Origin of the sequence: Pseudarthrobacter sp. SORGH_AS 212, assembly GCF_030818145.1 — a bacterium.
In the GTDB taxonomy this organism is placed as follows: Bacteria; Actinomycetota; Actinomycetes; order Actinomycetales; family Micrococcaceae; genus Arthrobacter.
In genome coordinates this window covers 4282272-4305461 of record NZ_JAUTAA010000001.1, presented here as the reverse complement: position 1 = coordinate 4305461, position 23190 = coordinate 4282272, and the positions used below count along the sequence as shown (strand labels likewise).

The window sequence follows — 23190 nt, the reverse complement described above, 5'->3', positions numbered from 1 at the left end:
TTGTGTATTCCGTGAGCAATGCTACTGCTGTGCCTATCGCCGGGCACGGGGCCGCGCAGGCCCAGGAAGGGCGCGCCCAAACTGTGCCCGGTCCCGTGGCTGACGCCGATGAGCGCACCCGCGACCGCGTGCTCTCGGCTGTCCTGGAACACGGACCCGTCAGCGCGGCCGAGCTTGGCGACATGCTGGGCTTCACTCCGGCGGCAGTCCGCCGGCACCTCGACCATTTATCCCGTGCCGGCATCATCGAAGTCAAGAGGGTGGCCAGGGCCGGGGCGGGTGCCGGACGCCCCGCACGCCGTTACGTCCTCAGCTCCGAAGGCCAGTCGAGCCTGGGCAACGATTACCTGGACATTGCCGCGCTGGCGCTCCAGCAGCTCCAGAAAGCAGCAGGACCGGACGCCGTCCGTGCCTTTGCGGTCGAGCGCTTCGCTGAGATGGAACGGCGCTACGCCCCCGAAATCGACAAGGCGGGGCCGGACATCGCTGACCGGGCCAGGGCTCTCGCCGAAGCACTCAGCAGGGACAACTTCGTTGCGTCCGCAGCCTCCATCGAGGCCAAGGCTCCACTGCCGGCCGCGCTCTCCAGCGTCCAGCTGTGCCAAGGCCACTGCCCCATCCAGCAACTCGCGGCCCGCTTCCCGGTGTTCTGCGACGTGGAAACCGAAGTGTTCTCACGGCTGGTGGGCGTCGACGTGCGCCGCCTGTCCACACTGGCCCGCGGCGGGCACGTCTGCACCACCCACATTCCCACAGGCAGGCTGTCTGCGCCCGGGCCCACAAGGCCTTCTGCAGCCCCCGCCAGCCTGAACGAAGTAACAAACCATCAGCAAGAAAGGCCGTGATGACGGACCAACTATCAGAGAAAGCAGTAGCCGAAAACACTGTGATCTCGGAGATTCTGGAAAAGAATCCCGAGCTCCACGGCATCGGCAACTACGAGTACGGCTGGGCTGACAAGAACGATGTCGGCGCCAACGCACGCCGTGGACTCGACGAAGAGGTAGTCCGCGACATCTCGGCTAAGAAGAGCGAGCCTGAGTGGATGCTGGACCTTCGCCTCAAGGGGCTGAAGTACTTCGACCGCAAGCCCATGCCCACCTGGGGTGCAGACCTCTCAGGCATCGACTTCGACAACATCAAGTACTTTGTGCGCTCCACGGAGAAGCAGGCCACCAGCTGGGAGGAACTGCCCGAGGACATCAAAAACACGTACGACAAGCTCGGCATCCCCGAGGCTGAAAAGCAGCGCCTGGTCTCCGGCGTCGCCGCCCAGTATGAGTCCGAGGTTGTCTACCACCAGTTGCGTGAGGACCTTGAGAAGCAGGGCGTCATCTTCCTGGACACCGACACGGCGCTGAAGGAACACCCGGAAATCTTCCAGGAGTACTTCGGCACCATCATCCCGGTTGGTGACAACAAGTTCGCCTCGCTCAACACGGCTGTCTGGTCCGGCGGTTCCTTCGTTTACGTCCCCAAGGGCGTTCACGTGGACATCCCGCTGCAGGCCTACTTCCGCATCAACACCGAGAACATGGGCCAGTTCGAACGGACCCTGATCATCGCCGACGAGGACTCTTACGTCCACTACATCGAAGGCTGCACGGCGCCGATCTACACGTCGGACTCCCTGCACTCTGCCGTGGTGGAAATCGTGGTCAAGAAGGGCGCCCGCGTCCGGTACACCACCATCCAGAACTGGTCCAACAACGTGTACAACCTGGTGACCAAGCGTGCCATCTGCGAAGAAGGCGCCACCATGGAATGGGTGGATGGCAACATCGGCTCGAAGGTGACCATGAAGTACCCGGCCGTGTACCTGGTGGGTGAGCACGCCAAGGGTGAAACCCTGTCCATCGCGTTCGCCGGTGAAGGCCAGCACCAGGACACGGGCTCGAAGATGGTCCACATCGCGCCCAACACCAAGAGCTCCATCATCTCCAAGTCGGTGGCCCGCGGCGGCGGCCGTGCAGCCTACCGCGGCCTGGTCCAGGTCCGCGAAGGCGCCAAGCACTCCGCCAACACCGTGCGCTGTGACGCCCTGCTGGTGGACACCATCTCGCGGTCTGACACCTACCCCTACATCGACATCCGCGAGGACGATGTACAGCTGGGACACGAGGCAACTGTTTCGCGAGTCAGCGAGGAGCAGCTGTTCTACCTCATGTCCCGCGGCATGCCCGAGGACGAGGCCATGGCCATGATCGTGCGCGGCTTCATCGAGCCGATCGCCCGTGAGCTCCCCATGGAATACGCCCTCGAGCTGAACCGCCTCATCGAACTCCAGATGGAAGGATCCGTCGGTTAATGACTGCCGAAGCTACTACTGAAAAGGCCCGCATCGGCGCGCCGTCAATCGCCGGTTTCACTGAGGAAGGCGAACACCTGGTCGCCTCCAAGGTGGACCGCCACCACAGCCACGGCACACAGGTCATGGCCTCCCGCGCGGAGCGCCTCACCAGCCACGATGTCGCTGACTTCGCCCTGCCCAACGGCCGCGAAGAGGAATGGCGCTTCACCCCGGTCCGCGAGCTGGCCAACCTGCTCTCGGACTCGCCTTCGGACGCCGGCGCGCTCGGCGTCACGGTCGAAGGCCCGGACTCCTTTGCCCAGGGTGTCCTCCGCGCCGGTGAGGCCCCCCGCGGTGCCACACTGGTCCCCGCAGACCGTGCCGCCGTCGTCGCTTCCGCAAATGTGGAGGAGGCCCAGCTCATCCGCATTCCCGCGGACGCCGAACTGGACCAGCCCATCCGAGTGCTCATGACCGGCAACGGCGCAGGCCGCCGCACCAACACGCACCATGTCATCGAGGCCGGCGCGAACAGCCGCGCCGTGGTGATCCTGGAACACGACGGTTCCGCCGACCACAACGGCAACGTGGAGGTCTTCGTCCGTGAAGGCGCCCAGCTGACCGTGGTCTCCGTCCAGCTCTGGGAAGACGACGCACGCCACCTGGCCCAGCACGACGCCGAGGTTTCCAAGGACGCCGTGTACAAGCACATCGCGGTGACCCTTGGCGGCAAGATCGTCCGGTTGAACTCCAACGTCCGCTTCGCCGGTGAAGGCGCCGATGCCGAACTCCTCGGCCTCTACTTCGCCGACGCAGGCCAGCACCTGGAGCACCGTTCGTTCGTTGACCACAACCTGGCCAACTGCAAGTCGAACGTCCTCTACAAGGGCGCACTGCAGGGCAAGGGTGCGCACACCGTCTGGGTGGGCGACGTCCTCATCCAGAAGCAGGCCGAAGGCACCGACTCCTACGAGAAGAACCAGAACCTGGTCCTGACCGACGGCTGCCGCGCGGACTCCGTGCCTAACCTCGAAATCGAGACCGGCCTGATCGAGGGTGCCGGCCACGCCAGCTCCACCGGCCGTTTCGACGACGAGCACCTGTTCTACCTGATGGCACGCGGCATCCCTGAGGATGTTGCCCGCCGCCTGGTGGTCCGCGGCTTCCTCAACGAGATCATCCAGCAGATCAAGGTCCCGGCACTCGAAGAGCGCCTGACCGAGGCTGTGGAACGCGAACTCTCGGCAACGGAAAACTAGACGACAGGCAGGCAGGAACACATGAGTGGTAAGCCCAAGGGCGAGCTGGTGTGCAGCGCCAATGACATCAAGGTCAAGCAGGCGCTGCGCATCCTGATCGACGACTACCCCGTCGCCGTGGTCAGGGATTCGATGGGTGACATCCACGCCATCGGCGACACCTGCTCGCACGCTGACATTTCGCTGTCCGAAGGCGACGTGGAAGGCTGCGCGATCGAATGCTGGGGGCACGGCTCCCAGTTCGACCTGCGCAGCGGCCAGCCACTCCAGCTTCCCGCCTACGACCCCGTTCCGGTGTTCGCCATCGAGCTCGACGGCGACGACGTCTACGTGGATGTCACCAACGTTTTGAACGGCGCGGCAGTAAACAACTACTGAGCGCCCCGCAGCACAGACTTACGAACGAACAGAAAGAAGAGCATGTCAACTCTTGAGATCAAGGACCTGCACGTCAGCATTGAGACGGAACAGGGCACCAAGGAGATCCTGAAGGGCGTCAGCCTCACCATCCGCACGGGTGAAACCCACGCCATCATGGGCCCCAACGGATCCGGCAAGTCCACCCTGGCCTCCACCATCGCAGGCCACCCCCGCTACACGGTCACCAGCGGTTCCATCACCCTGGACGGCGAAGACGTCCTGGAGATGAGCGTTGACGCGCGTGCCCGCGCCGGAGTCTTCCTGGCCATGCAGTACCCGGTGGAGGTTCCCGGCGTCACCATGACCAACTTCCTGCGCACCGCGAAGACCGCGATCGACGGCGAAGCACCCAAGCTGCGCACCTGGACCAAGGACGTCAAGGACGCCATGGGGAAGCTGCGCATCGACGCCGACTTCGCCGAGCGCAACGTCAACGAGGGCTTCTCCGGCGGTGAAAAGAAGCGCGTGGAGATCCTGCAGCTTGAGCTCTTCAAGCCGAAGTTCGCCGTGCTGGACGAGACCGACTCCGGCCTGGACGTCGACGCTCTCAAGATCGTTTCCGAAGGCGTCAACCGCGCACACGCCGAGGGCAACATGGGCACGCTGCTCATCACGCACTACACCCGCATCCTGCGCTACATCAAACCTGACTACGTCCACGTCTTCGTTGACGGCCAGGTTGTCGAGGAAGGCGGCCCGGAACTGGCTGACCGCCTCGAAGAAGAAGGCTACGACCGCTACGCCAAGGGTGCAGGTGCTGCCATCATTGCCGCTGAAGCCGCAGCACAGGCCTAGTTAGGACTTGCGATGACCGAAATCAAGCCGGGCCGCACGGCCCTGGAAGACGTCGAGGAAGCGCTCAAGGACGTCATTGATCCCGAGCTTGGCGTCAACGTGGTGGACCTTGGGCTGCTGTACGGCCTGAAGTACTCCGATGACGACGGTGCGCTCCTGATCGACATGACGCTCACTACGGCGGCCTGCCCCCTCACCGATGTCCTCGAGGAACAGGTGGGCAAAGCCCTGGAAAGCGTTGTGGATGACTGGCGCCTGAACTGGGTGTGGATGCCGCCATGGGGTCCCGAGCGGATCACCGACGACGGCAAGGACCAGATGCGGGCCCTCGGCTTCAACATCTGAAATACCTGAAGTACGACGACGGCCGGTCACCTTCTCCACGAAGGTGACCGGCCGTTGTGCTTGGGCTAAAGGGTGGGGGCGCTGAACGTGTCGCACTGCTTGATGTCGCCGGACTCGTAGCCGCGGGCAAACCAGCGTTGGCGTTCCTCGCTGGAACCATGCGTCCAGCCTTCAGGGGAAATGCGTCCGGTGGCGGCCTTCTGGATGCGGTCGTCGCCCACGGAGGCGGCGGCGGAGAGGGCATCGTTGACGTCCTGCTGCTTCAACGGCTCCAGGTACGGCTGGCCGGTATCGGGGTTCGGCGTCGTGGACGCGTATTTGGCCCACAGCCCGGCATAGCAGTCGGCCTGCAGCTCTGTTCGGACGGAACCGGATTCCGGGCCCTGCGGATCCTGCTGGGCCCGGCCCAGGTCACCGAGGACATTCTGGATGTGGTGGCCGAACTCATGGGCCACCACGTACTCCTGCGCGAGCGGACCGCCGGAGGAACCGAACCGGTCCACCAGTTCCTGGAAGAACCCGGGATCGAAGTAGGCGGTGGTGTCCGTGGGGCAGTAGAACGGGCCCACCTCGGAGGTCGCTGCACCGCACCCGGTGTTGGTGCCGCCCGTGAAGATCACGGCTTCCGGCCGCGGGTACTGCACGTTGTACTGCTGCAGGTAGCCGGGCCAGAACGCGTTCAGGCTGTTGACCGTGCCGGTGATCCGGCAGTCCAGCCGGGCGTCGGCATCGGCGCCGGTACTGCAGGCAGGAGCACTGCCCTGGGTCTGGGGCTGCTCCCCAGTTCCACCACCGGTGAGGCCCCCCAGCAGGTTGGGGTCGATGCCGAGCAGCAGCGCTACGAGCAGCACAAGTCCGCCGCCGATGCCGCCGCCGACTTTTACGCCGCGGCCCATGCCCCGCCGGTCCTGGACCTGGGACGGATCGAGCTGCACATTGTCGTTGAAACTCATATCGTCACAATACCCGCGGATCGGCCGCCCAATCAGGGCCGCCGGTAAAGTTGATCCGATGCCTTTCCTTGACCGAATCCAGCGCTGGGCCACCGAACGGCCGCACGGCACAGCTGTGGCCGTTGCCGGCCGCCGGCTGTCCTGGGCCGAGTTGCGGGGCGGTGCGGCTGCAATGGTTCCGAAGACGGAATCGGTGACCACGCTGTGTGAAGCCAATTCGACTGATTTCGCGCTGAAGCTTGCCGCGGCCGTCGCCGGCGGCCGCCAGTGCGCCGTCCTGGATCCTGCCTGGCCCGCGCACCTGCAGGAGGATATCGTCCGGCGGGTCCAGTCGTCAGCGGACCCGGCGGCGGTCGCTCCGGACGATCCCCTGGCGGACGGTGCGCCCGGCTCAACGTTCCTGATCGGCCTCACGTCAGGCACCACATCCGTGCCAAAGGCGTTCACCCGGTCGCGGCGTTCGTGGCAGGAGTCCTTTGAGGCCTCCATCGAGTTCTTCGGCCTGCGCCGGGACGATGTGACACTCGCCCCGGGACCGCTGGCCGCCAGCCTGAATCTCTACGCCCTGGCGGAGTGCCTCTACGCCGGATCCGAATTCCAGACCCTGGAACACTTCGACGTCGGCGACGTCCACGCAGCCGTCACCCATGACCGCGTGACCCGCCTGGTGCTGGTGCCCACCATGCTGCGGATGCTGAGCGAACGCGGGCTGACCGGGTGTGTGGACGCATCAGGCATCCGGACCATCGTCTGCGCCGGTTCAAAGCTTGATGCCAGGACCCTGGAAGCGGCCCGCCGCTGGGCTCCCAATGCCACCATTTACGAGTACTACGGCGCCTCGGAACTGAGCTTCGTCTCAGGTGCCGGCCTGTCCGCCCACCAGCCACCCGCCGTCGGGAGCACCTGCATAGGACAGCCGTTTCCCGGCGCTGAGGTGCGCATCCTTGATGACGCCGGGCAGCCGGTACCGGACGGCGGGTACGGGAACATCTGTGTGCGCAGCGGCATGGTCAGCAACGGCTACCTGTGGGGCGACGACGGCGAGGCCCTGCGGTCCTTCGGCGACTGGCACACCGTGGGAGACCAGGGTTACCTCGGCCCGGACGGGCTGCATATCCTGGGCCGCCGGGCTGACATGATCCTCACCTCGGGCCGGAACGTCTACCCGCACGAGGTGGAGCTGGCGCTCTGCGCATTGCCCGGTGTTTCCGCCGCCATCGCCGCCGGAATGCGGGACGACCTGCGCGGGCAAAAGGTGGTGGCCGGCGTCGTCCCGTCCCACGGCGGGATCACCGCGACCCAGCTGCGGTCAGGCCTGGAGGACATCCTGGCCCGGGACAAGCGTCCGCTGCAGTACTTCGTCCTCGCCGAGCTTCCCGTCACGGACCGCGGCAAGGTCAGCCGCAACCTGCTGCTGGACTGGATCGCCCAGAGGGATCCACGGGTGAAGAGCCTTGGAAGCTGACCTTCTTCCGGCGGACCGCCAGCCCGTGATCATCGCGGCCCGCCGGACCCCTGTGTGCCGGACCAATGGCGCCCTGCGGACCGTCCGCGCCCATGAACTCCTTGCACCGGTGCTCAGCGGCCTGCTCCACGAAACTGCCGCGGCACCCGGCGCGGTGACCGACGTCGTCATTGGCAACGCGGTGGGCGGCGGCGGAAATGTTGCAAGGCTATCCCTCCTGGAAGCAGGGTTGCCAGTGAGTGTTCCGGGCATCACCGTGGACCGCCAGTGCGGTTCCGGCCTGGACGCGATCGCCCTCGCCGCGCAGCTGGTGGCCGCCGGCGGGAACCCGCTCTATCTCGCGGGGGGAGTGGAGAGCACCAGCACGGCTCCCTTGCGCGCGCACAGGAAGTCCGACGGTGGCCCGGAGTTCTACGACCGCGCCCGGTTCGTGCCGTCACGTTTTGGCGACCCGGACATGGGTGTGGCCGCAGAGACGGTGGCCCTGAGGTATGGCATTGCCAGGGACCGGCAGGACGCCTTTGCCCTCGGCAGCCACCGGAAGGCCCTGGAGGCCATGGCGGAGGGCCGCTTCGGGCGGGAGATTGTTCCGCTGGCTACGGCCGGAGGGACGGTAGCGGCTGATGACGGCCCCAGGCGCGGTCTCACCCCCGCAGTCATGGGGCGGTTCCCCGCCGCGTTCGTGGCCGGGGGAACTGTCACCGCTGGAAACTCCTGCTTCGACGCGGACGCGGCGTCCGCCGTCGTCATGACCTCCCTGCAGCGGGCCCGCGAACTCGGCGCCGAAGACGGGCTCCTGGTGCTGGGCACCTGTACCGCCGGGGTGGAGCCGGACGTGCTGGGCGTGGGTGCCGCCGAGGCGGCACGGAGACTGCTGTCCGCCCATGGCGTGGAGGCTGCCGGGCTGGACCTGGTGGAATTCAACGAGGCGTTCGCCTCCCAGGTTCTGGCCTGCTTTGATGAATTGGGCATAGATCCTGCCCGCGCCAATCTTGACGGCGGAGCGTTGGCCCTGGGGCACGCCTACGGTGCCTCCGGCGCCGTGCTGGTGACCAGGCTGCTTGCCCAGGCGCGGAGGGCAGGAACGCCCGGTAGCCTGGGGCTGGCCATGATCAGCAGCGCCGGCGGCATGGGAACGGCGGCCCTGCTGCGCTACGGACACCTGGACTGACCCGCAGTCCGTCCGCCGCTTAGTCCCCGGGGCCGTCGTCTCCAGCGTCTCCGAGCCCCCTGGCGGCGAGCGCCTCACCGGTCTGCCGGGCGTAGGCCACCGAGGTGATGAAAACCGGCAGGACCAGTGCCCGCGGGTTCCGGTCCAGCCCCCGTGCCCTTGCGGAATCCCTGACGTCGGCGAAGGTGCCGGCGATGTAGGGGATGCTGCGCAGCATGACTCCGATGGTGAGTGCGAACCGCTCCGGATCGGCTCCGAAACGCTGGAATGGTGTTGCGGCCGCAACCACGCCGTCAAGGATCCTCTGGACGGGGGTGGTGGCCGTCAGCAGGGACGCGGCCACCACGCAGACCAGGATGTTGAGGACGATCCTGCCCGCTGTGGGCGCACCCAGCTGCCACCACTGGAAGAGCCCGATCACCAGGAGCACCGGAAACAGCGGGCGGACCACACGCCCCAGCCGCTTCGGCCCGGCTCCGGTCAAAAGGAACAGCCCGCACAGCGCAGCCAGCACCGCCAGGGAGACACGCCAGTCGACAACCAGGAACGATGCCAGGCCGCAGGCGAACACCAGCAGGAATTTGAGGGCCAGGGGCGACCGGTGGATGAAGGAGTTGCCCGGCACATAGTTGGCCAGCAGGAACCCGTGGCCCCTCATGGCGTGCCCGGACCGGTGGCCGGGCCGGTGGGGTGCCGCATGCCGTCCAGGCACAGGGCACGGTAGAAGGCGACGGCGTCTGCCGGAGCGCCGTCGAACGCCACCGTTCCGTTCTCGATCACCAGGACCCGGTCCATGTCCAGGGCCAGCTCGAGGTCATGGGTGGACATGATGACCTGCTGCTCCAGTCCTCCAAGGGTATGGCGCAGCAGTTCCCGGTTCCTGAGATCCAGGAGCGTGGACGGTTCGTCCAGGACCAGCACCGAGGGGTTGACGGCCAGGACCGCCGCGAGTGCCATCAACTGGCGTTCCCCGCCGGAGAGTTCGTAGATGCTTTGGTCGGCCAGGGGCAGCAGGCCGAGGTGGTCGAGTGCGGCTTCGGCCATGGCTTGCCGTTCGCGGCCGTTCCGGACAGAGCGGCGCAGCGACAGCTCAACGTCCTCCCGGCCGGTGGGCATGACCAGCTGGGAAAGCGGGTCGGTGAAGACGAAGCCGACGCTCCGGCGGACTTTCCGGACCGCGCGGACTGTATCGTCGCCGTCGACCGCTACTTTGCCCGCCGTTGGCTGAATGAGTCCGTTTACCAGGCGCAGCAGCGTGGACTTGCCGGAACCGTTGGCGCCGATGACGCCCACGCGACGTTCCGCCAGGCGGAGGTTCACCCCGTCGAGGAGGACCTTGGGCGTGGGGGAGTGGTCAGTTTCTACGGTGACCGTTACCTGGTCAAAGGCGACAACTGGCACTGACGTTCTTCCTAGGCCTTGGCGCGCTGGACAGGCGACTGGCTGCGGCGCGAGCGGCGGACCAGAATGTCCGGGAAGGCGCGGTGCAGGGCGACGGCGATCCCGGCGGCGAGGACGTTCTTGATGATGTCCCCCGGGTAGAAGACGACGTCGCTCAGGAAGGCCTGGCCAAGGGTGGTTTTGGCGTTGATCGCGATGCCGGCGACACCCAGGGTGTGGACGGTGACGATGCTGGTTACCGTGGCCGCGAGGAAGAACCACAGCGCGCGGGCCTTGGTGGTGCGGCGGATCACCACCGTTGCCAGCCAGCCGACAAGTGCGGCAGCTATGGGAAAAGCGATGATGTAGCCCGCGGACGGGCCGGCAAGGATGCCCAAGCCGCTGCGGCCCTGGCTGAAGATGGGCAGCCCGGCAAGGCCCAGGAGGGTGTAGAGGCCGACGGCGGCGAAGCCCCTTCCGGGTCCGAGCACGAGCCCGGTCAGCATGACGGCGAGGGTCTGGAAGGTGATGGGGACGCCAAAGCCGTTCACCGCCAGGCCCGGCACGAGCGCGGCGCCGGCCACCAGTGCGGCGAAGACGCCGATGAGTCCAAGGTCGGTGGCGTTCCAGCGGCGGCGCCCTGATGGAAGGTCTGAGGTGACGGCAGTGTCGGTGTTGCTCATGGCGGTCCTGTCGGGGTTGTACAAGCGGAATCTAATGTACAGCCGACGTTACTTGGACGGAACAGGGCCCATTTTGTAGGGGACCTACTAAGCGGCAGGCCCGGAGATTGGGGGCAAGGCACAACGGCGGGCGCAACCGGCTGGTTGGCTCGCCGTTGCGGAGGGACGGCATCTGGCATGCCGTCTCTCCCGCCCTTCCCTCGCTAGACAATATGAGCGCGGGGGCCGCTGGCGTAGGACTGGAACCTCGGGGTTCAAAGCGGTTCGTGGGTTACCAGCCCCTCGGGTCTTTCCGCAGTTGACTGCGGGGTGTGGACTGGCAGAGCCACATTTGAACGTTTGGAGGTTCCAGCCATGAATAAGCGTACTTACGTCGGTTTGGATGTCCATGCACGCAGTGTGAAAGGCTGTGCGATAGACCGGGAAACCGGGGAGATTCTGAGACAGACCCTGGCGGCCAACGATGCCGGGATTGCCGAGTGGGTGACCGGTCTGCCTGGTCCGATGCTGGTGGTTTATGAGGCTGGCCCCACCGGGTTCGGGTTAGCCCGCCTGCTCACAGATGCCGGGATCGAGTGCCTGGTCGCGGCGCCTTCAAAGCTGCAACGGCCTGCCGGGGACCGAGTAAAGACTGACGCCCGCGATGCCGAGCATCTGGCCCGTTTAGCCATACTCGGACAAATCACCGCCGTGCGGGTCCCTGGCAGCGCTGACGAAGCTGCCCGGGATTTAGTGCGGGCACGCGAGGACATCCGTGCGGATCTTATGAGGGCCAGACACCGGGTCTCCAAACTGTTGCTGCGTCATGGTCTGGTCTACTCTGCCGGGAAGGCCTGGACCGGAGCTCACCTCATCTGGCTGCACCGGCAACACTTCGAGAACCCGGCCCTTCAAACGGCCTACGAGGCCAGTCTCGAAGCGGCCGAACTGACCTTGGACCGCAGGAACCGTCTGGACGCGAAGATCACCGCACTGGCCGCGACCGAGCGCTACGCGCCAGTGGTCCGGGCGTTGATGTGTTTGCGTGGAATCTCCGTGCTCACCGCCTTTGGCTTGGCAGTGGAAATTGGTGACTGGACCCGATTCACCGGCAGCACCATCGGCGCCTATCTGGGACTGGTGCCTTCCGAGCATTCCTCCGGAGCTTCGAGGTCCTTGGGCGGCATCACTAAAACGGGCAACACCCACGCCCGCCGCCTGCTGGTCGAGGCCGCATGGCACCACCACCGGCCCTATCACAACGTCAGCCGTGAGATGCGTGCCCGCTGGGATGCAGCCGACGAACGCTCCAGGGTCCGTGGTCACCAAGGCAACCAACGCCTGCACTACAAATGGGATCAGTTCGAAGCCCGTCACAAGCGTCGAATTATTGCCAACGTCGCCGTCGCCCGGGAACTGGCCGGCTGGTGCTGGTCCCTTGCTTCAGCGGTCCAACAGGAACAGCCATGGACGGATGAATAGACGTGTGCCGTTCCCGGCCCCGGCCTGAGGGCTCGGCAGCGTGGAGGAGACCCGCGATTGACCTATGGACAACCGGCCCATAACCGGTGACGCCCGACGTTGCTAGACCAGCGGCACCCCTCCAGCCGAACACCTTGTCCTGCGGTACCAACCCGCGCATATCAGTCTGACAGCGCCCCCTCGTCGATCAAGACGCGCCAGCCACCTCTACGGACCCCGAACGAACACAAACGAGCGGTCCACGACAAACCAGCCGCGGACCGCTCACCCTTGCCCTCTTGACAAGCAACCCCTACATATCAGTTCAGCGCCGGAGTATCAGTGGGAATGACACCGGCTCCGTACAGATCCGTGGCAAGGTCGCGCAGTGCCCGGAGTGCCACCCTTTGGGTGAAGGGGCCGTACGACACCCTCGCCACGCCAAGTTCCTGGAGTTGGGCTGCCGGGAGCGCACCGGGGGCGCCAATAATGGACAGCTTTCCGCGGCCGAGGCCGTCGACGAGGGGTTCGATGACGTCCCGGGTCAGGGCGCCAGGGACAAAGACCAATGCCGCACCGGCGTCGAGGAAGGCACGGCCCCGGGCAATGGCATCCTCGATGCTGTCCTGTACGGGCCGGTCCCCGCCGCGGACCAGCGCATCCGTGCGGGCATTGAGCTGGAAGGGGACGCCTTCCGCCTCGGCGGCACGGACGATCGCCGCTACGCGGGAGACTGCTTCATCGAACGGCCGTAGCCTGTCCTCGACGTTGGCACCGGCAATACCGAGTCCGATGGCCCGCCGGATGGTCTCGGCAGGGTCCTGGTAGCCGTCGTCGAGGTCCGCGGTGACGGGCAGGTCGACGGCGTCGACGATGCGCTTTGCGCCTTCGAGGGCAACGTCCAACGGCATGGCGCCATCCGCGTAGCCAAGCGCGGCTGCGATCGAGTGGCCCGCCGTCGCGATCGCTTTAGTCTCAGGGAGGCCCGCGATGGTTGCCGCGCTGATAGCGTCCCACACGTTGACTACCTGGAGGATCTCGGGTGCTTCGTGGAGGGTTTTCAGCTGCTGTGCACGCTCTGCTGTGGTCGTTTCAGTCATTCGTGTTTCTTCCTCATCCATGGGTAGGCACCATAACGTCATTGCAGTTCCTACCTACACACATGCAGCGCCCTCGAGGCAAGGCAAGTTCGCGCAGGGCGGGAGTACCGCTTACCACCGCCTGCTGCCGTTACGGGGCAGGATGGGAGGCATGATTGTTGAACTTCGCCCGTGGACGACTGAGGACGCCGCTGCACTGTGCACCGCCAATGGGGGAGATCAGGATTTGCAGGCCCAATTTGGTGGAGCCGATCTGGGAAGCCTGGGTAGCTCGCAGAAATACATAAATGAGTATTTGGTGATGAGTGAAACTCGGAGGAACTGGGCAATATGCGTCGACTACGTGGCGATCGGCAACGTCGGGCTTTCGGGAGTTGAACGGCGTCACGGGACTGCCTGGGCTTCATACTGGCTGGCATCGCCCTATCGGGGGCGCGGTCTGGCCGCCCGGGCCCTTGCCACGGTTGCTTCGGTCGCGTTCCAGGAGGGGTTGTTCCGGCTTGAGCTGGGGCATCGCGTTAACAATCCCGCATCCTGCAATGTCGCTACCCGCGCGGGCTTTGTTCCTGAAGGCATAGAACGCAAGAAACTCAGGTACGGCAGCCAACGGTTCGACGTGGAGACCCATGCGCGGCTGCTGACGGATCCAGCTCCGGACGTTGCGCCACTTCCAATACAGGCCTACAAGGCAACTACCGTCGTCGAGTAACAGGACGTACGCTGGCAAGGCCGTTCCTGGCAGTTGCATGTTTGGGGGAAGTTTTGGAAATTGTCGTATTCGTGGTGCTGCCGCTTGTCTTCTTTTACATTCTTTACGGCGTTATCAGGGCAGCGGTGCGGGACGGAATCCTCGCTGCTGACCGGGTCCGGAGCGCGGGCAGCATCGAAGAAGCTGGTGCGCTGGAGGTAGCCGAACAGCGTGAGCCCTAGGCTTAACCGCCCGCAGCGGCTGCAGCGGTTCGGAAGAATAGCCTCATGGAATTTAACCGGCTCCTGCAGATCCGGCGCATCTTCGCCCAGCCGGAGGCGCTGGAATTGCCCCGTGGCCGCGAGATCGTCGAGCGCTGGCCGGACGCCGACGTCGTACCTGTCGAGAACCACTGGAACATCCCGGAGCTGCACGGCGACGAGACCAACGTGCCGCGGTGGTCCAGGATCAAGACCGAGGCGCTGGTCCTCGGAGTGAAAAAGTCCTTGACCGTGAAGCCCAACGGGCGATCGGCAGACTTCATCGCCCCCTCCACGGCGAACGGGTGCGCCATGGCCTGCGCCTATTGCTACGTCCCCCGCCATAAGGGTTACAGCAACCCGGTTACCGTTTTTGCCAACATCAACCAGATCGCTGCGACGCTTGAACGGCACGTCATGAAGCAGGGCATCAAGCTCGAACCCAACCAATGCGATCCCGAACTCTGGGTCTATGACATCGGTGAAAACAGTGACTGCTCCGTGGATGCGCTGATCAGTGACAACGTAGAGGACCTGGTTGGGCTATTCCGGGAACTGCCCACCGCCAAGCTGTCATTCGCTACGAAGTACGTCAACAGGGACATGCTCACGTGGGACCACGGCGGGCACAGCCGGATTCGCTTTTCGCTGATGCCCGCGCACCTGGCGAAGTCCATAGATGTCCGGACGTCCCCGGTAGCCGAACGCATTGCCGCGATCAACGATTTCGTCGACGCCGGGTACGAGGTGCACGTCAATTTCTCCCCGGTGGTGGTCACCGAGACCTGGCTTGAGGACTGGCGTGAACTGCTTCAACAGCTCGACGCCAACCTGACGTCCGCAGCCAAAGCGCAGCTTGCAGCGGAAGTGATCTTCCTGACCCATAATGAGGGACTCCATAAGGTCAACCTCGGATGGCACCCGCAGGCTGAGAAGGTCCTCTGGCGTCCGGACCTGCAGGAGTCCAAGACCTCCTCTAACGGCTTCAGCAACGTCCGTTACTGCAGCGGAAGCAAGGGCCGCTATGTACGGCAGCTGACGGCACTGATCGAGGAGATCGCCCCCTATTGCCGGGTCCGCTACGCCTTCTGATATTCCGGTCCGCGCCGGAAGGTCCGGTTTCCTTGGCATGGACGGTAGACTTGTCAAGGCCGTTCTCCGGCCACTCTGCCTCCAGCCCCCGCCATATACTGTTGGGGCTGCGGCGTTCCCCGTTGTGAAAGGCCTTACCTTCTGTGATTACTGTCCAGGATCTTGAACTCCGCGCCGGTGCCCGGCTCCTGATGGATCAGGTGAGCTTCCGCATCGATAAGGGCGACAAGATCGGCCTGGTGGGACGCAACGGAGCGGGCAAGACCACCCTCACCCGCGTCCTTGCAGGCGAGGGGCTTCCCGCAGCCGGCAAGGTGACCCGCAGCGGCGAGATCGGCTACCTGCCGCAGGACCCGCGCACCCCGGACATGGAGCAGCTGGCGCGGGACCGGATCCTCTCTGCCCGTGGTTTGGACGTCGTCGTCGGTAAGCTCCGCAAGGCCCATGACGAGATGGCAAGCGAAGACGCTGCCGTGCAGCAGAAGGCCATGAACCGGTACGACCGGCTGGAATCCGAGTTCCTGGCAGCGGGCGGCTACGCCGCGGAGGCCGAAGCCGCATCCATCTGCTCGAACCTGGCACTGCCTGACCGGCTCCTGAACCAGCCGCTCAAAACACTTTCCGGTGGCCAGCGCCGCCGCGTGGAACTGGCCCGGATCCTGTACTCGGATGCCGAGACCATGCTCCTCGACGAGCCCACCAACCACCTCGACGCCGATTCCATTGCCTGGCTTCGCGACTTCCTGAAGAACCACCAGGGCGGGCTCATTGTCATCAGCCACGACACCGAACTCCTCGAAGCCACGGTCAACAAGGTGTTCCTGCTGGACGCCAACCGGGCCCAGATCGATTTCTACAACATGGACTGGAAGCGGTACCTCACCCAGCGCGAAACGGATGAGCGCGCCCGCAAGCGGGAACGTGCCAATGCCGAGAAGAAGGCCCAGGTCCTCTTCGACCAGGCCAACAAGATGCGGGCGAAAGCCACCAAAGCCGTGGCCGCGCAGAATATGGCCAAGCGTGCTGAGCGGCTCCTCAGTGGCCTCGAAGCCGTCCGCGAGAACGACCGTGTGGCCGCCCTCCGGTTCCCGGATCCGTCGCCGTGCGGCAAGACCCCGCTCACCGCAGACGGGCTCAGCAAGTCTTATGGCTCCCTGGAGATCTTCACGGACGTGGACCTCGCCATCGATCGCGGCTCCAAAGTGGTCATCCTCGGCCTCAACGGTGCCGGCAAAACCACGCTGCTGCGCATGCTTGCCGGCGTAGACCAGCCGGACACCGGCGAAATCGTGCCGGGGCACGGGCTTAAAGTGGGCTACTACGCCCAGGAACACGAGACCCTCGACGTCAACCGCACCGTTCTCGAGAACATGCGGTCATCTGCACCTGACATGAAGGACGCCGAGGTCCGCGGCATCCTGGGTTCATTCCTGTTTTCCGGTGACGACGTCGACAAGCCCGCCGGCGTCCTGTCCGGCGGTGAGAAGACCCGACTGGCGCTGGCCACCATCGTGGCGTCCAGCGCCAACGTCCTGCTCCTCGACGAACCCACCAACAACCTGGACCCCGCCAGCCGCGCGGAAATTCTCGGCGCGCTCCGGAACTACACGGGCGCCGTCGTCCTTGTCAGCCATGATGAAGGCGCCGTTGAGGCGCTGAACCCCGAACGCGTTGTGCTGCTGCCCGACGGCGTCGAGGACCACTGGAACGAGGACTACCTGGACCTGATCACGCTGGCTTAGCCAGCGCGAAGGGGCCCGACGCCGGACGGGGACCTGCCGGCATTGTTCACGGCCATTGGAAGACCTGAGTGGATGGACCGCCAATGCTCCCCATGTAGGGGAAGCGGGGTTAACACGGACCCCAAACGGCTCCCGCTGGACGCCGCATTAGCCCAAGGTATCGAACGAGTGCGCCTGAAGGCCGACGTGTTGAATATCCGTTCACGAGCGGCCATAAAGCGGATTGGTGCCTAGCCGGAGGCGGTGGGTGTGCTCAGGCACGTTCAACGACGAGCGGACAGTAGTTGGCGTGATACGGCCCTATACCCGATCTTGCGTGAGGAATGGCCCGAGGTGTGCCGTCGGCTTGAACAGCGCCTGGCGGTGCCGCCAAGGGGCTGGCTTCAGTGTGCTCAAGCGTAGGTCATGAGTAATTTTGGTTCCGGTTGGCGTCAGCGGGCGGCGGCCGTCTCCGCGCTTGTCTGATCCGGCGCCGAACGTTCCGTCTGGGTGATTCGCCCACGCCCGTCCTGTGTGGGGATGACTCGCGGGCCACTTCGCGTGAGAACACCGGATGCTATGACCGGAAAAGGACGCGAAGCATGGTCTTCCGAGCGTCCTGTGTCGGTCTCTAAGGAACAGGGTTCGCCGCCTTTGCAAGAGCCTGGTTGGCCGGAGATGTCGAGTACGTCACCGCTCTCGGTACACATTGTTGTGTAGCGTATAGGGCACCCCGGATTCTGTCGGTCGAAGCAACACCCGATCCAGGGAGTTTCTTCGATGTATCAACAGTTCGATTCGCCCACCGGTGTCAGATTTCTTGCCCTCATCAAGGAGGGCAAGAGTTTCAGAGAATCAGTACGAGTGACCGGAGTCGGTAAGGAGACCGGTTACCGGTGGTTGCGTGATGAGTACCTCCGATTCCGCAGCAATGGCCGTGATCATGGGGCAGCCCAGGCTGAACTTGGGTTCACCTCGCGCAAGGCCGAGAAATGGAATGAACGCTTCCTAAGCGGAACCGGGCGCCATCACTTCCAAGTAGACCCAGCTGTTGAGGAAGCGTTCTGGTCCTCCTACTCCAGCGGCGTGAGTGTATTGGCTGCTGCAATATCGGCAGGCGTGAAGCATACGACTGGGTACCGGTGGGTCTACCGTCGTTTCATCGCTCTGCGAAGTGGACTTCCGCTGGCAGAGGTTGTCGATGCGTTACGACTGTCCCCGGGGACAACCGTTAGATGGGAAGCCCAACGGAGAAAAGAACTGGAAGCCGAGAAAGCGCGGCTGCAGAAACTTGAGCGGGACGCAATCCGGACCGCGAGGATCGTTGCCGAGAGGGTTGCGGCTCCTTTGTCTCCAGCACAAAAGCGACGCATTTTACGGGAGACACGATATTGGGAGTTGGTGAGCTCCGGTGCTTCCAATGCTGCCGCCTGCAGGATGTTGGGCGTGAGCAGGGTTATCGGGACACGGCTTCGGAACCAGAGGGCGCAACAGCCACGGGCCAGCCTCAAACCACCATCGGGCAGGTACTTGTGCCTGCGCGAAAGGCTTCATATGGCGGACCTGCTCCGCATGGGATGTTCTCTACGGCAAATTGGAAGGGAGCTGGGGAGGCATGCGTCGACCATCAAACGGGAGCTTGACCGGCACCGCGATCCCCGGGGGCGCTACTTGCCCCATATCGCCGATCACGATGCGCGAAGCCAGCGACGTCGGCCGAGGGAGCGGAAATTGCAGGCCAATCCACGCCTGCTCGCACTGGTGCAAACAAAGCTAACCAGCCACTGGTCCCCGGAGCAGATCTGCGGATGGTTAGCCCTGGAATTTCCCGCTGAACCGAGGCTGAGGCTCTGTCCGGAGACAATCTACCAAGCACTACTGTTTGGTGACCATGGCGGATTGAGAACGGACGGCAAGCCACGGCTGCGCACGGGGCGAAAGATCCGCAAGCACCGGTGGCGGACAGGATCCGGCCACGGATCGGTCGTGAAGAACATGACCATGATTAGTGAAAGACCGCCCGAGGTCGAGACCAAAGAAGAGGCCGGTCACTGGGAAGGTGATCTCATCGTGGGGGTTGGTTCGGCCTCGGCCATGGTGACCCTACGCGAACGCAAGACCCACTATGGGATCATTATCAACCTTCCGCACGGACACACCGCAGCGCAGACTAACCAAGCGATCATCGCTGCCTTCTCCGCCTTGCCGGCTCACCTGAAGCAGACACTGACCTGGGACCTGGGGGTTGAAATGGCCCGTCACCAGGAATTAGCGGCCGCTACCGGGCTGCGGATCTACTTCGCGGAGCGGTCCAGCCCCTGGCAACGGGGGGCGAATGAAAACTTCAATGGACTCGCTCGCCAATACTTCCCCAAGGGAACAGATTTATCCATCCATTCACAGGACCACGTCAAACAGGTGTGCTTCGAGCTGAACAACAGGCCGCGAAAAAGCCTCGGTTATGTCGCCCCACAGGCACTGTTTGAGGCCAAAAACAAGCTCATTACCGTGGACTGCCCATAAACTCTATACAAACCGGTCAGCCCCTGGCTTGCCCTCTGCAACCTGACGATAGAAGACCTGTGGTAAAAAGCCGATCTGCTTTCAGCAAAATTCTCCTGATCCTGGTGGTCAGCATCCTGAGCGCGATGTCTATGTCCTGCAGTCCAACTGCAACACCGACACGCGAAGACATTATCGGAACGTGGACCTACGCGGCTAACGACAGCACTTACAAGACACAAGCGCTCAATGGCACGCTAGTGTTCCATGAAGATGGCACATTCCAGCTCGACCGAATACCTGCAAAAGTAGTGTCTTTCATTGGTCCTGATGTGCCTACTTCCGAACACGGAACGTGGACCATCGTCAAGGAGGCCCGCGGAATAGACAAACCCTTTGTTGATATCACTACGTCAGGGTCAGAAGTCTTGAACGGTAAATGGCGTGGAGAGTTTCTCGTCGAAGGCAACGGCAATTCCCGCCAGCTGGTGAGTATTATCGGAGACCGAGACGCGAATATGAACTACGTACTGCGACGACACTAGAAAGTGATGCCACCGCTCGCGTCGCTTTCATAAAGTTCTCATGAACGGAACTGGTTCACCACCAGTCTCCACATGGGCATCCGCGAAGCAAGCTCACGTGTCGCGCCGGTCCCTTTAACAACGAATCGAGACCACCAAGTAGGCTGCCAGAAAGCAAAGTGTTGCGTCGACAACTAAAATCCGCCCACCCTCACCGGGCAATTTTGCGGGCAGGGTATACGGGACACCCTGAACGTCGGGTTTACGAAGCCGCAGGTCAGCGTTGGGTTGTCCCGATAGGGGACCGGCTAACGGGCGCCTGCCGTCGGCCCAGCGGCGAGCCGAAGGGCTCCAGATAGCGCGAGACTGAATAATACTTCGAGTGATGGTTTTCCTTAGATTTCTCCCTGCTGTCGTTATTGTCGGCGTCGCTGGAATCCTTATTCTTGCGACCATGGCTGACGCAGTCGGCAATCCGCAGCTTGCATTCGGATTGATCGCCGGACTGCTGGTTCTGTTGATTGTCCTATCGGCTGCGGGATTGTTTTTTAGATTCAAGATTCGGCAGGCCGCCAGGCAGTACCACCTGGCAGCGTCGCAGGGATTCCCTGCTCCCGGCCGCACCCTCCGGGCTGAAGAGTCGGAAAGCTACGCCTGCGATGCAGAGACAGTGTGGTCGTTGATCCGCGCAGCTGAGAGCGCTGTCCTCCTGGAAAATGCGGCGCGTGCCTACACGGAGCCCGGAACCCCGACAGGGGTCGGTGAGCAACAGACCTTCATCCGGGCGGATGGGTCAGCCTCCACAATCGAGGTTGTTGAAGAAGAGGCGCCGTATTGGGCCAAGACAGTATTTGTCGCGCCTTCCAACGCCGATATGGTGCAGACTTACCGAATCGAGCCATCGGAGAGCGGTTGCACTCTCAGGATGGGCATGACGGTGACGGTCCCGGCAATTCCCGGCTACTCCAGACTGTACGAAAAGGAGTGGCGAAAAAACACGCGGTGCTACCTGAACCGTGTCAAGGAAAACCTTGCTTCAGAGACTCCGCGTCACGCATGACCATCCTTTACCGGGCTGAGCGAGCAGTCGAACTAACGTGACTGCCCACTCACCCTGGCCCTGGCCGCGGAACCTTAGGAGTGCGGTGTCTCCACAAGGTTGGCCGTGCCGTAAGTCGTCTTTTCAGCAAAGTTATATATAACGACGCTGCGAACGGGTTCGGGCATGGCTTCCCACATCCTGGGGTCCATGTCGATGCGCTGACTACTCGATCGGCCGAGCGGTAGCGGCCCCAGCTCAATGAGTGTCGACGATGACAGCTCTAGTTCACCACTGGGTCCTGGACGCACAGTCCCAGGGCTCAGCACGAGACGGACTCCGTCTCCGGGACCGGTGGCAAAGTCTTCGAGCTGCACGAATGCACTGGACTCTGTGACATGAATGGTTGCAGTCCCGGTGGTGGTCGCTCGTTGGGACTGAAACTGCCCTTGGAGGGTGACGGGAACGGCCGCACCCGTTGCGATAGAGGTCGGTGACGGCCGGCCCGGCTCGCTCACTTTGTCCGGCGCCGGCTCAGCATAGGTGCAGCCGGCGAGGCTTGAAACCAGCAGGCTCGCGAGCAGGGTTGATCGAAGAAGCTTCATTATTCCCCCAATGATTTTCGTCCATACGCACCCTACCCGAGAGGTATCTCCCTGTTCGTGTTCGTGTTCGTAAAGGTGATCCCTGACCGCGCGTCGCGTAGTTGTGTTGGGCAGAGTCAGTAGCTCAGGAGTGCTTACGTGTTGAACGTGTAGAGGCGACGCGCCGGTCTATTTTGATGCGTTCACGTACCATCCCAAAGTGGGTACAAAGTCCATACCCCATCCCGCTACAAGGCCGGTGACATTCTTATGTTCGGTGTAATCCGGAATGCCGTCCGTTAACGTGGGAATGACGCCCGCGTAGAACTCGGCCTTCAACGCCGTGAAATTCAGCGTCATACCTTCAATGACACCCATTTGAAGGCCAAGTTCAAAGCGGCCGCCCTCAAGCTGGGTCAAGACCCTATAGACCGGCCACGCATAGTTGCCTTCCTTGGCAGTTAGATCGCTCGTCCACCGAAGATCCGTGGCCCGACGCAGGTTGAGAGCGCCACAATTGATCGATTCGTCGCCCACATACATGGGCAGCGTCCCTGATCGAAGTTCAAAGAGAACACCCACCACCAGACGCAGAGCGTCGATACGTACATCGAGGATCTGGGCATCTTCGAAGACTTCCTCGACAAAGAATGGGTTCTCCTCGGCCTTGCCAGGAAGACCTGGAACATCGTCGTGGAACAGATCGATGAGTTTCATTTTCCCATTTCCATGTGCGTGATCGATTAAGGTCCCACAGGTATAAGCTACTTCATCAGGCACGACTACGAGCCTCGACCGCAAGGGCATGTCTGTCTGCCCTGCGGTGCCCGGTGAGGATAGTCTTACGGACACCATCACATCGCGCATGCCTCGATCGGTTACAGTGCCTGCTTCAGTCACCAGGGCCGATGCAAAATGGTTTCCTTCCGACCGCCAAGGAAACCAGTCAACGTAGATGTAGCGAACTTATGGTCCGCACCCGCATAGTTGATTCGCGCTACCGTACGAACCACGCCGTTCTTACGAACCCATAGATGTTCCTCGTACCCATCGAAAATGATTGCACGGAGAATTTGGCTAGCCTCGCTCAGAGATGCTTTGGCGGAGCGCTCATCCGTCAGCCCGAGTTCGATCCGCAGGTTAACTCCGAACAGAATTATCAGCTCTTCCCTGCTCTCAACCAGCTCTACGGCTTCTAGGGCTTCAGGACTTGGGCGTAAAACTATGATTCGGAGAGGCTGCTGAGTGGCAGATTGACGACTACTGACCTCCAAGTCCGAAAAGTCAGCCTTCAAAAGCCCTATCAACGCATCAACGCGCTTGTTCCACTTCAGCTTGTCCGTGGGAACCTCCGAAAAAAGAAGGACTGGCAGCCGTTAGGCAACCCTCTCGTCAAGAATTTAGCTCATGGATTCGTCGCTGCAGGACGCCGTAGGCTTCGAAGTGCGGAATTGTCGCTGACCGAACACGAGTAGCCCT

At 63.1% G+C, this 23190-nt stretch carries 22 protein-coding genes; 16 read left to right on the top strand and 6 right to left on the bottom strand.

Going from position 1 to position 23190, the window contains the following annotated elements; translation table 11 throughout:
• Positions 1–83: 83 nt before the first annotated feature.
• Genes QE394_RS19805 through QE394_RS19780 form a run of 6 tightly spaced genes read left to right on the top strand, consistent with a single transcriptional unit; the run spans position 84 to position 5109 of the window.
• The gene (locus QE394_RS19805; protein ID WP_235501501.1) at positions 84–845 is read left to right on the top strand and encodes a helix-turn-helix domain-containing protein; all 762 of its coding nucleotides are present in this window, start codon (positions 84–86) and stop codon (positions 843–845) included.
• On the top strand, positions 845–2308 hold the full coding sequence (gene sufB, locus QE394_RS19800) for a Fe-S cluster assembly protein SufB (protein WP_056079005.1): 1464 nt from the start codon (positions 845–847) through the stop codon (positions 2306–2308). Before QE394_RS19805 ends, sufB begins: the two co-directional genes overlap by 1 nt.
• Positions 2308–3549, top strand: a complete 1242-nt coding sequence (gene sufD, locus QE394_RS19795; protein WP_314213040.1) for a Fe-S cluster assembly protein SufD — start codon at positions 2308–2310, stop codon at positions 3547–3549. Before sufB ends, sufD begins: the two co-directional genes overlap by 1 nt.
• A 21-nt stretch (positions 3550–3570) precedes the next feature.
• The gene (locus tag QE394_RS19790; RefSeq protein ID WP_015937043.1) at positions 3571–3927 is read left to right on the top strand and encodes a non-heme iron oxygenase ferredoxin subunit; all 357 of its coding nucleotides are present in this window, start codon (positions 3571–3573) and stop codon (positions 3925–3927) included.
• 42 nt (positions 3928–3969) lie between these two features.
• Positions 3970–4764, top strand: coding sequence for a Fe-S cluster assembly ATPase SufC (gene sufC, locus QE394_RS19785; protein ID WP_056079011.1), 795 nt, complete (start codon positions 3970–3972; stop codon positions 4762–4764).
• Between the two features lie 12 nt (positions 4765–4776).
• Positions 4777–5109, top strand: a complete 333-nt coding sequence (locus tag QE394_RS19780; RefSeq protein WP_045732257.1) for a metal-sulfur cluster assembly factor — start codon at positions 4777–4779, stop codon at positions 5107–5109.
• Between the two features lie 65 nt (positions 5110–5174).
• On the opposite strand, the gene QE394_RS19775 is transcribed toward QE394_RS19780, so the two are convergent.
• Complete coding sequence (locus QE394_RS19775; protein WP_349035332.1) at positions 5175–6062, bottom strand: neutral zinc metallopeptidase; 888 nt, start codon at positions 6060–6062, stop codon at positions 5175–5177.
• Between the two features lie 58 nt (positions 6063–6120).
• On the opposite strand from QE394_RS19775, the gene QE394_RS19770 reads away from it, so the two are divergent.
• On the top strand, positions 6121–7527 hold the full coding sequence (locus QE394_RS19770) for an AMP-binding protein (RefSeq protein WP_349035331.1): 1407 nt from the start codon (positions 6121–6123) through the stop codon (positions 7525–7527).
• Complete coding sequence (locus QE394_RS19765; protein WP_349035330.1) at positions 7517–8698, top strand: thiolase family protein; 1182 nt, start codon at positions 7517–7519, stop codon at positions 8696–8698. Before QE394_RS19770 ends, QE394_RS19765 begins: the two co-directional genes overlap by 11 nt.
• A gap of 19 nt (positions 8699–8717) precedes the next feature.
• On the opposite strand, the gene QE394_RS19760 is transcribed toward QE394_RS19765, so the two are convergent.
• From QE394_RS19760 to QE394_RS19750, 3 genes are read right to left on the bottom strand one after another with little or no spacing between them, the layout of a single operon-like run.
• Entirely contained in the window at positions 8718–9356 is a 639-nt protein-coding gene (locus QE394_RS19760) for an energy-coupling factor transporter transmembrane protein EcfT (protein ID WP_349035329.1), read from the bottom strand.
• Positions 9353–10099, bottom strand: a complete 747-nt coding sequence (locus tag QE394_RS19755; RefSeq protein WP_349035328.1) for an ABC transporter ATP-binding protein — start codon at positions 10097–10099, stop codon at positions 9353–9355. Before QE394_RS19755 ends, QE394_RS19760 begins: the two co-directional genes overlap by 4 nt.
• Positions 10100–10110: 11 nt before the next feature.
• Positions 10111–10761 carry a biotin transporter BioY gene (locus QE394_RS19750; protein ID WP_349035327.1) on the bottom strand — a complete coding sequence of 217 codons (651 nt, stop codon included), beginning with the start codon at positions 10759–10761 and terminating at the stop codon, positions 10111–10113.
• A 354-nt stretch (positions 10762–11115) separates the two neighbouring features.
• On the opposite strand from QE394_RS19750, the gene QE394_RS19745 reads away from it, so the two are divergent.
• Entirely contained in the window at positions 11116–12222 is a 1107-nt protein-coding gene (locus tag QE394_RS19745) for an IS110 family transposase (protein ID WP_349035326.1), read from the top strand.
• A 299-nt stretch (positions 12223–12521) separates the two neighbouring features.
• Here QE394_RS19745 and QE394_RS19740 read toward each other — a convergent pair whose 3' ends face one another.
• On the bottom strand, positions 12522–13301 hold the full coding sequence (locus tag QE394_RS19740) for an isocitrate lyase/phosphoenolpyruvate mutase family protein (protein ID WP_261619778.1): 780 nt from the start codon (positions 13299–13301) through the stop codon (positions 12522–12524).
• Positions 13302–13452: 151 nt separating this feature from the next.
• Between QE394_RS19740 and QE394_RS19735 the strand changes: the two genes are divergently transcribed.
• The 7 genes from QE394_RS19735 (at position 13453) to QE394_RS19705 (ending at position 21148) form a co-directional block, all read left to right on the top strand.
• A complete protein-coding gene (locus QE394_RS19735; protein WP_261619779.1) occupies positions 13453–14010 on the top strand; it encodes a GNAT family protein in 558 nt (185 codons plus the stop codon).
• Between the two features lie 53 nt (positions 14011–14063).
• On the top strand, positions 14064–14231 hold the full coding sequence (locus QE394_RS19730; protein ID WP_235501487.1) for a hypothetical protein: 168 nt from the start codon (positions 14064–14066) through the stop codon (positions 14229–14231).
• 45 nt (positions 14232–14276) lie between these two features.
• On the top strand, positions 14277–15341 hold the full coding sequence (locus QE394_RS19725; protein WP_349035325.1) for a spore photoproduct lyase family protein: 1065 nt from the start codon (positions 14277–14279) through the stop codon (positions 15339–15341).
• A 143-nt stretch (positions 15342–15484) separates the two neighbouring features.
• The gene (locus QE394_RS19720; RefSeq protein WP_056079041.1) at positions 15485–17083 is read left to right on the top strand and encodes an ABC-F family ATP-binding cassette domain-containing protein; all 1599 of its coding nucleotides are present in this window, start codon (positions 15485–15487) and stop codon (positions 17081–17083) included.
• A 759-nt stretch (positions 17084–17842) separates the two neighbouring features.
• Positions 17843–19585: an IS30 family transposase gene (locus tag QE394_RS19715; RefSeq protein ID WP_349035324.1), complete on the top strand. Its 1743-nt coding sequence runs from the start codon at positions 17843–17845 to the stop codon at positions 19583–19585.
• A 59-nt stretch (positions 19586–19644) separates the two neighbouring features.
• Complete coding sequence (locus tag QE394_RS19710) at positions 19645–20109, top strand: hypothetical protein (RefSeq protein ID WP_349035323.1); 465 nt, start codon at positions 19645–19647, stop codon at positions 20107–20109.
• Positions 20110–20542: 433 nt separating this feature from the next.
• On the top strand, positions 20543–21148 hold the full coding sequence (locus QE394_RS19705; protein WP_349035322.1) for an SRPBCC family protein: 606 nt from the start codon (positions 20543–20545) through the stop codon (positions 21146–21148).
• 752 nt (positions 21149–21900) lie between these two features.
• Here QE394_RS19705 and QE394_RS19700 read toward each other — a convergent pair.
• Positions 21901–22428, bottom strand: coding sequence for a hypothetical protein (locus tag QE394_RS19700; protein ID WP_349035321.1), 528 nt, complete (start codon positions 22426–22428; stop codon positions 21901–21903).
• Between the last annotated feature and the right edge of the window lie 762 nt (positions 22429–23190).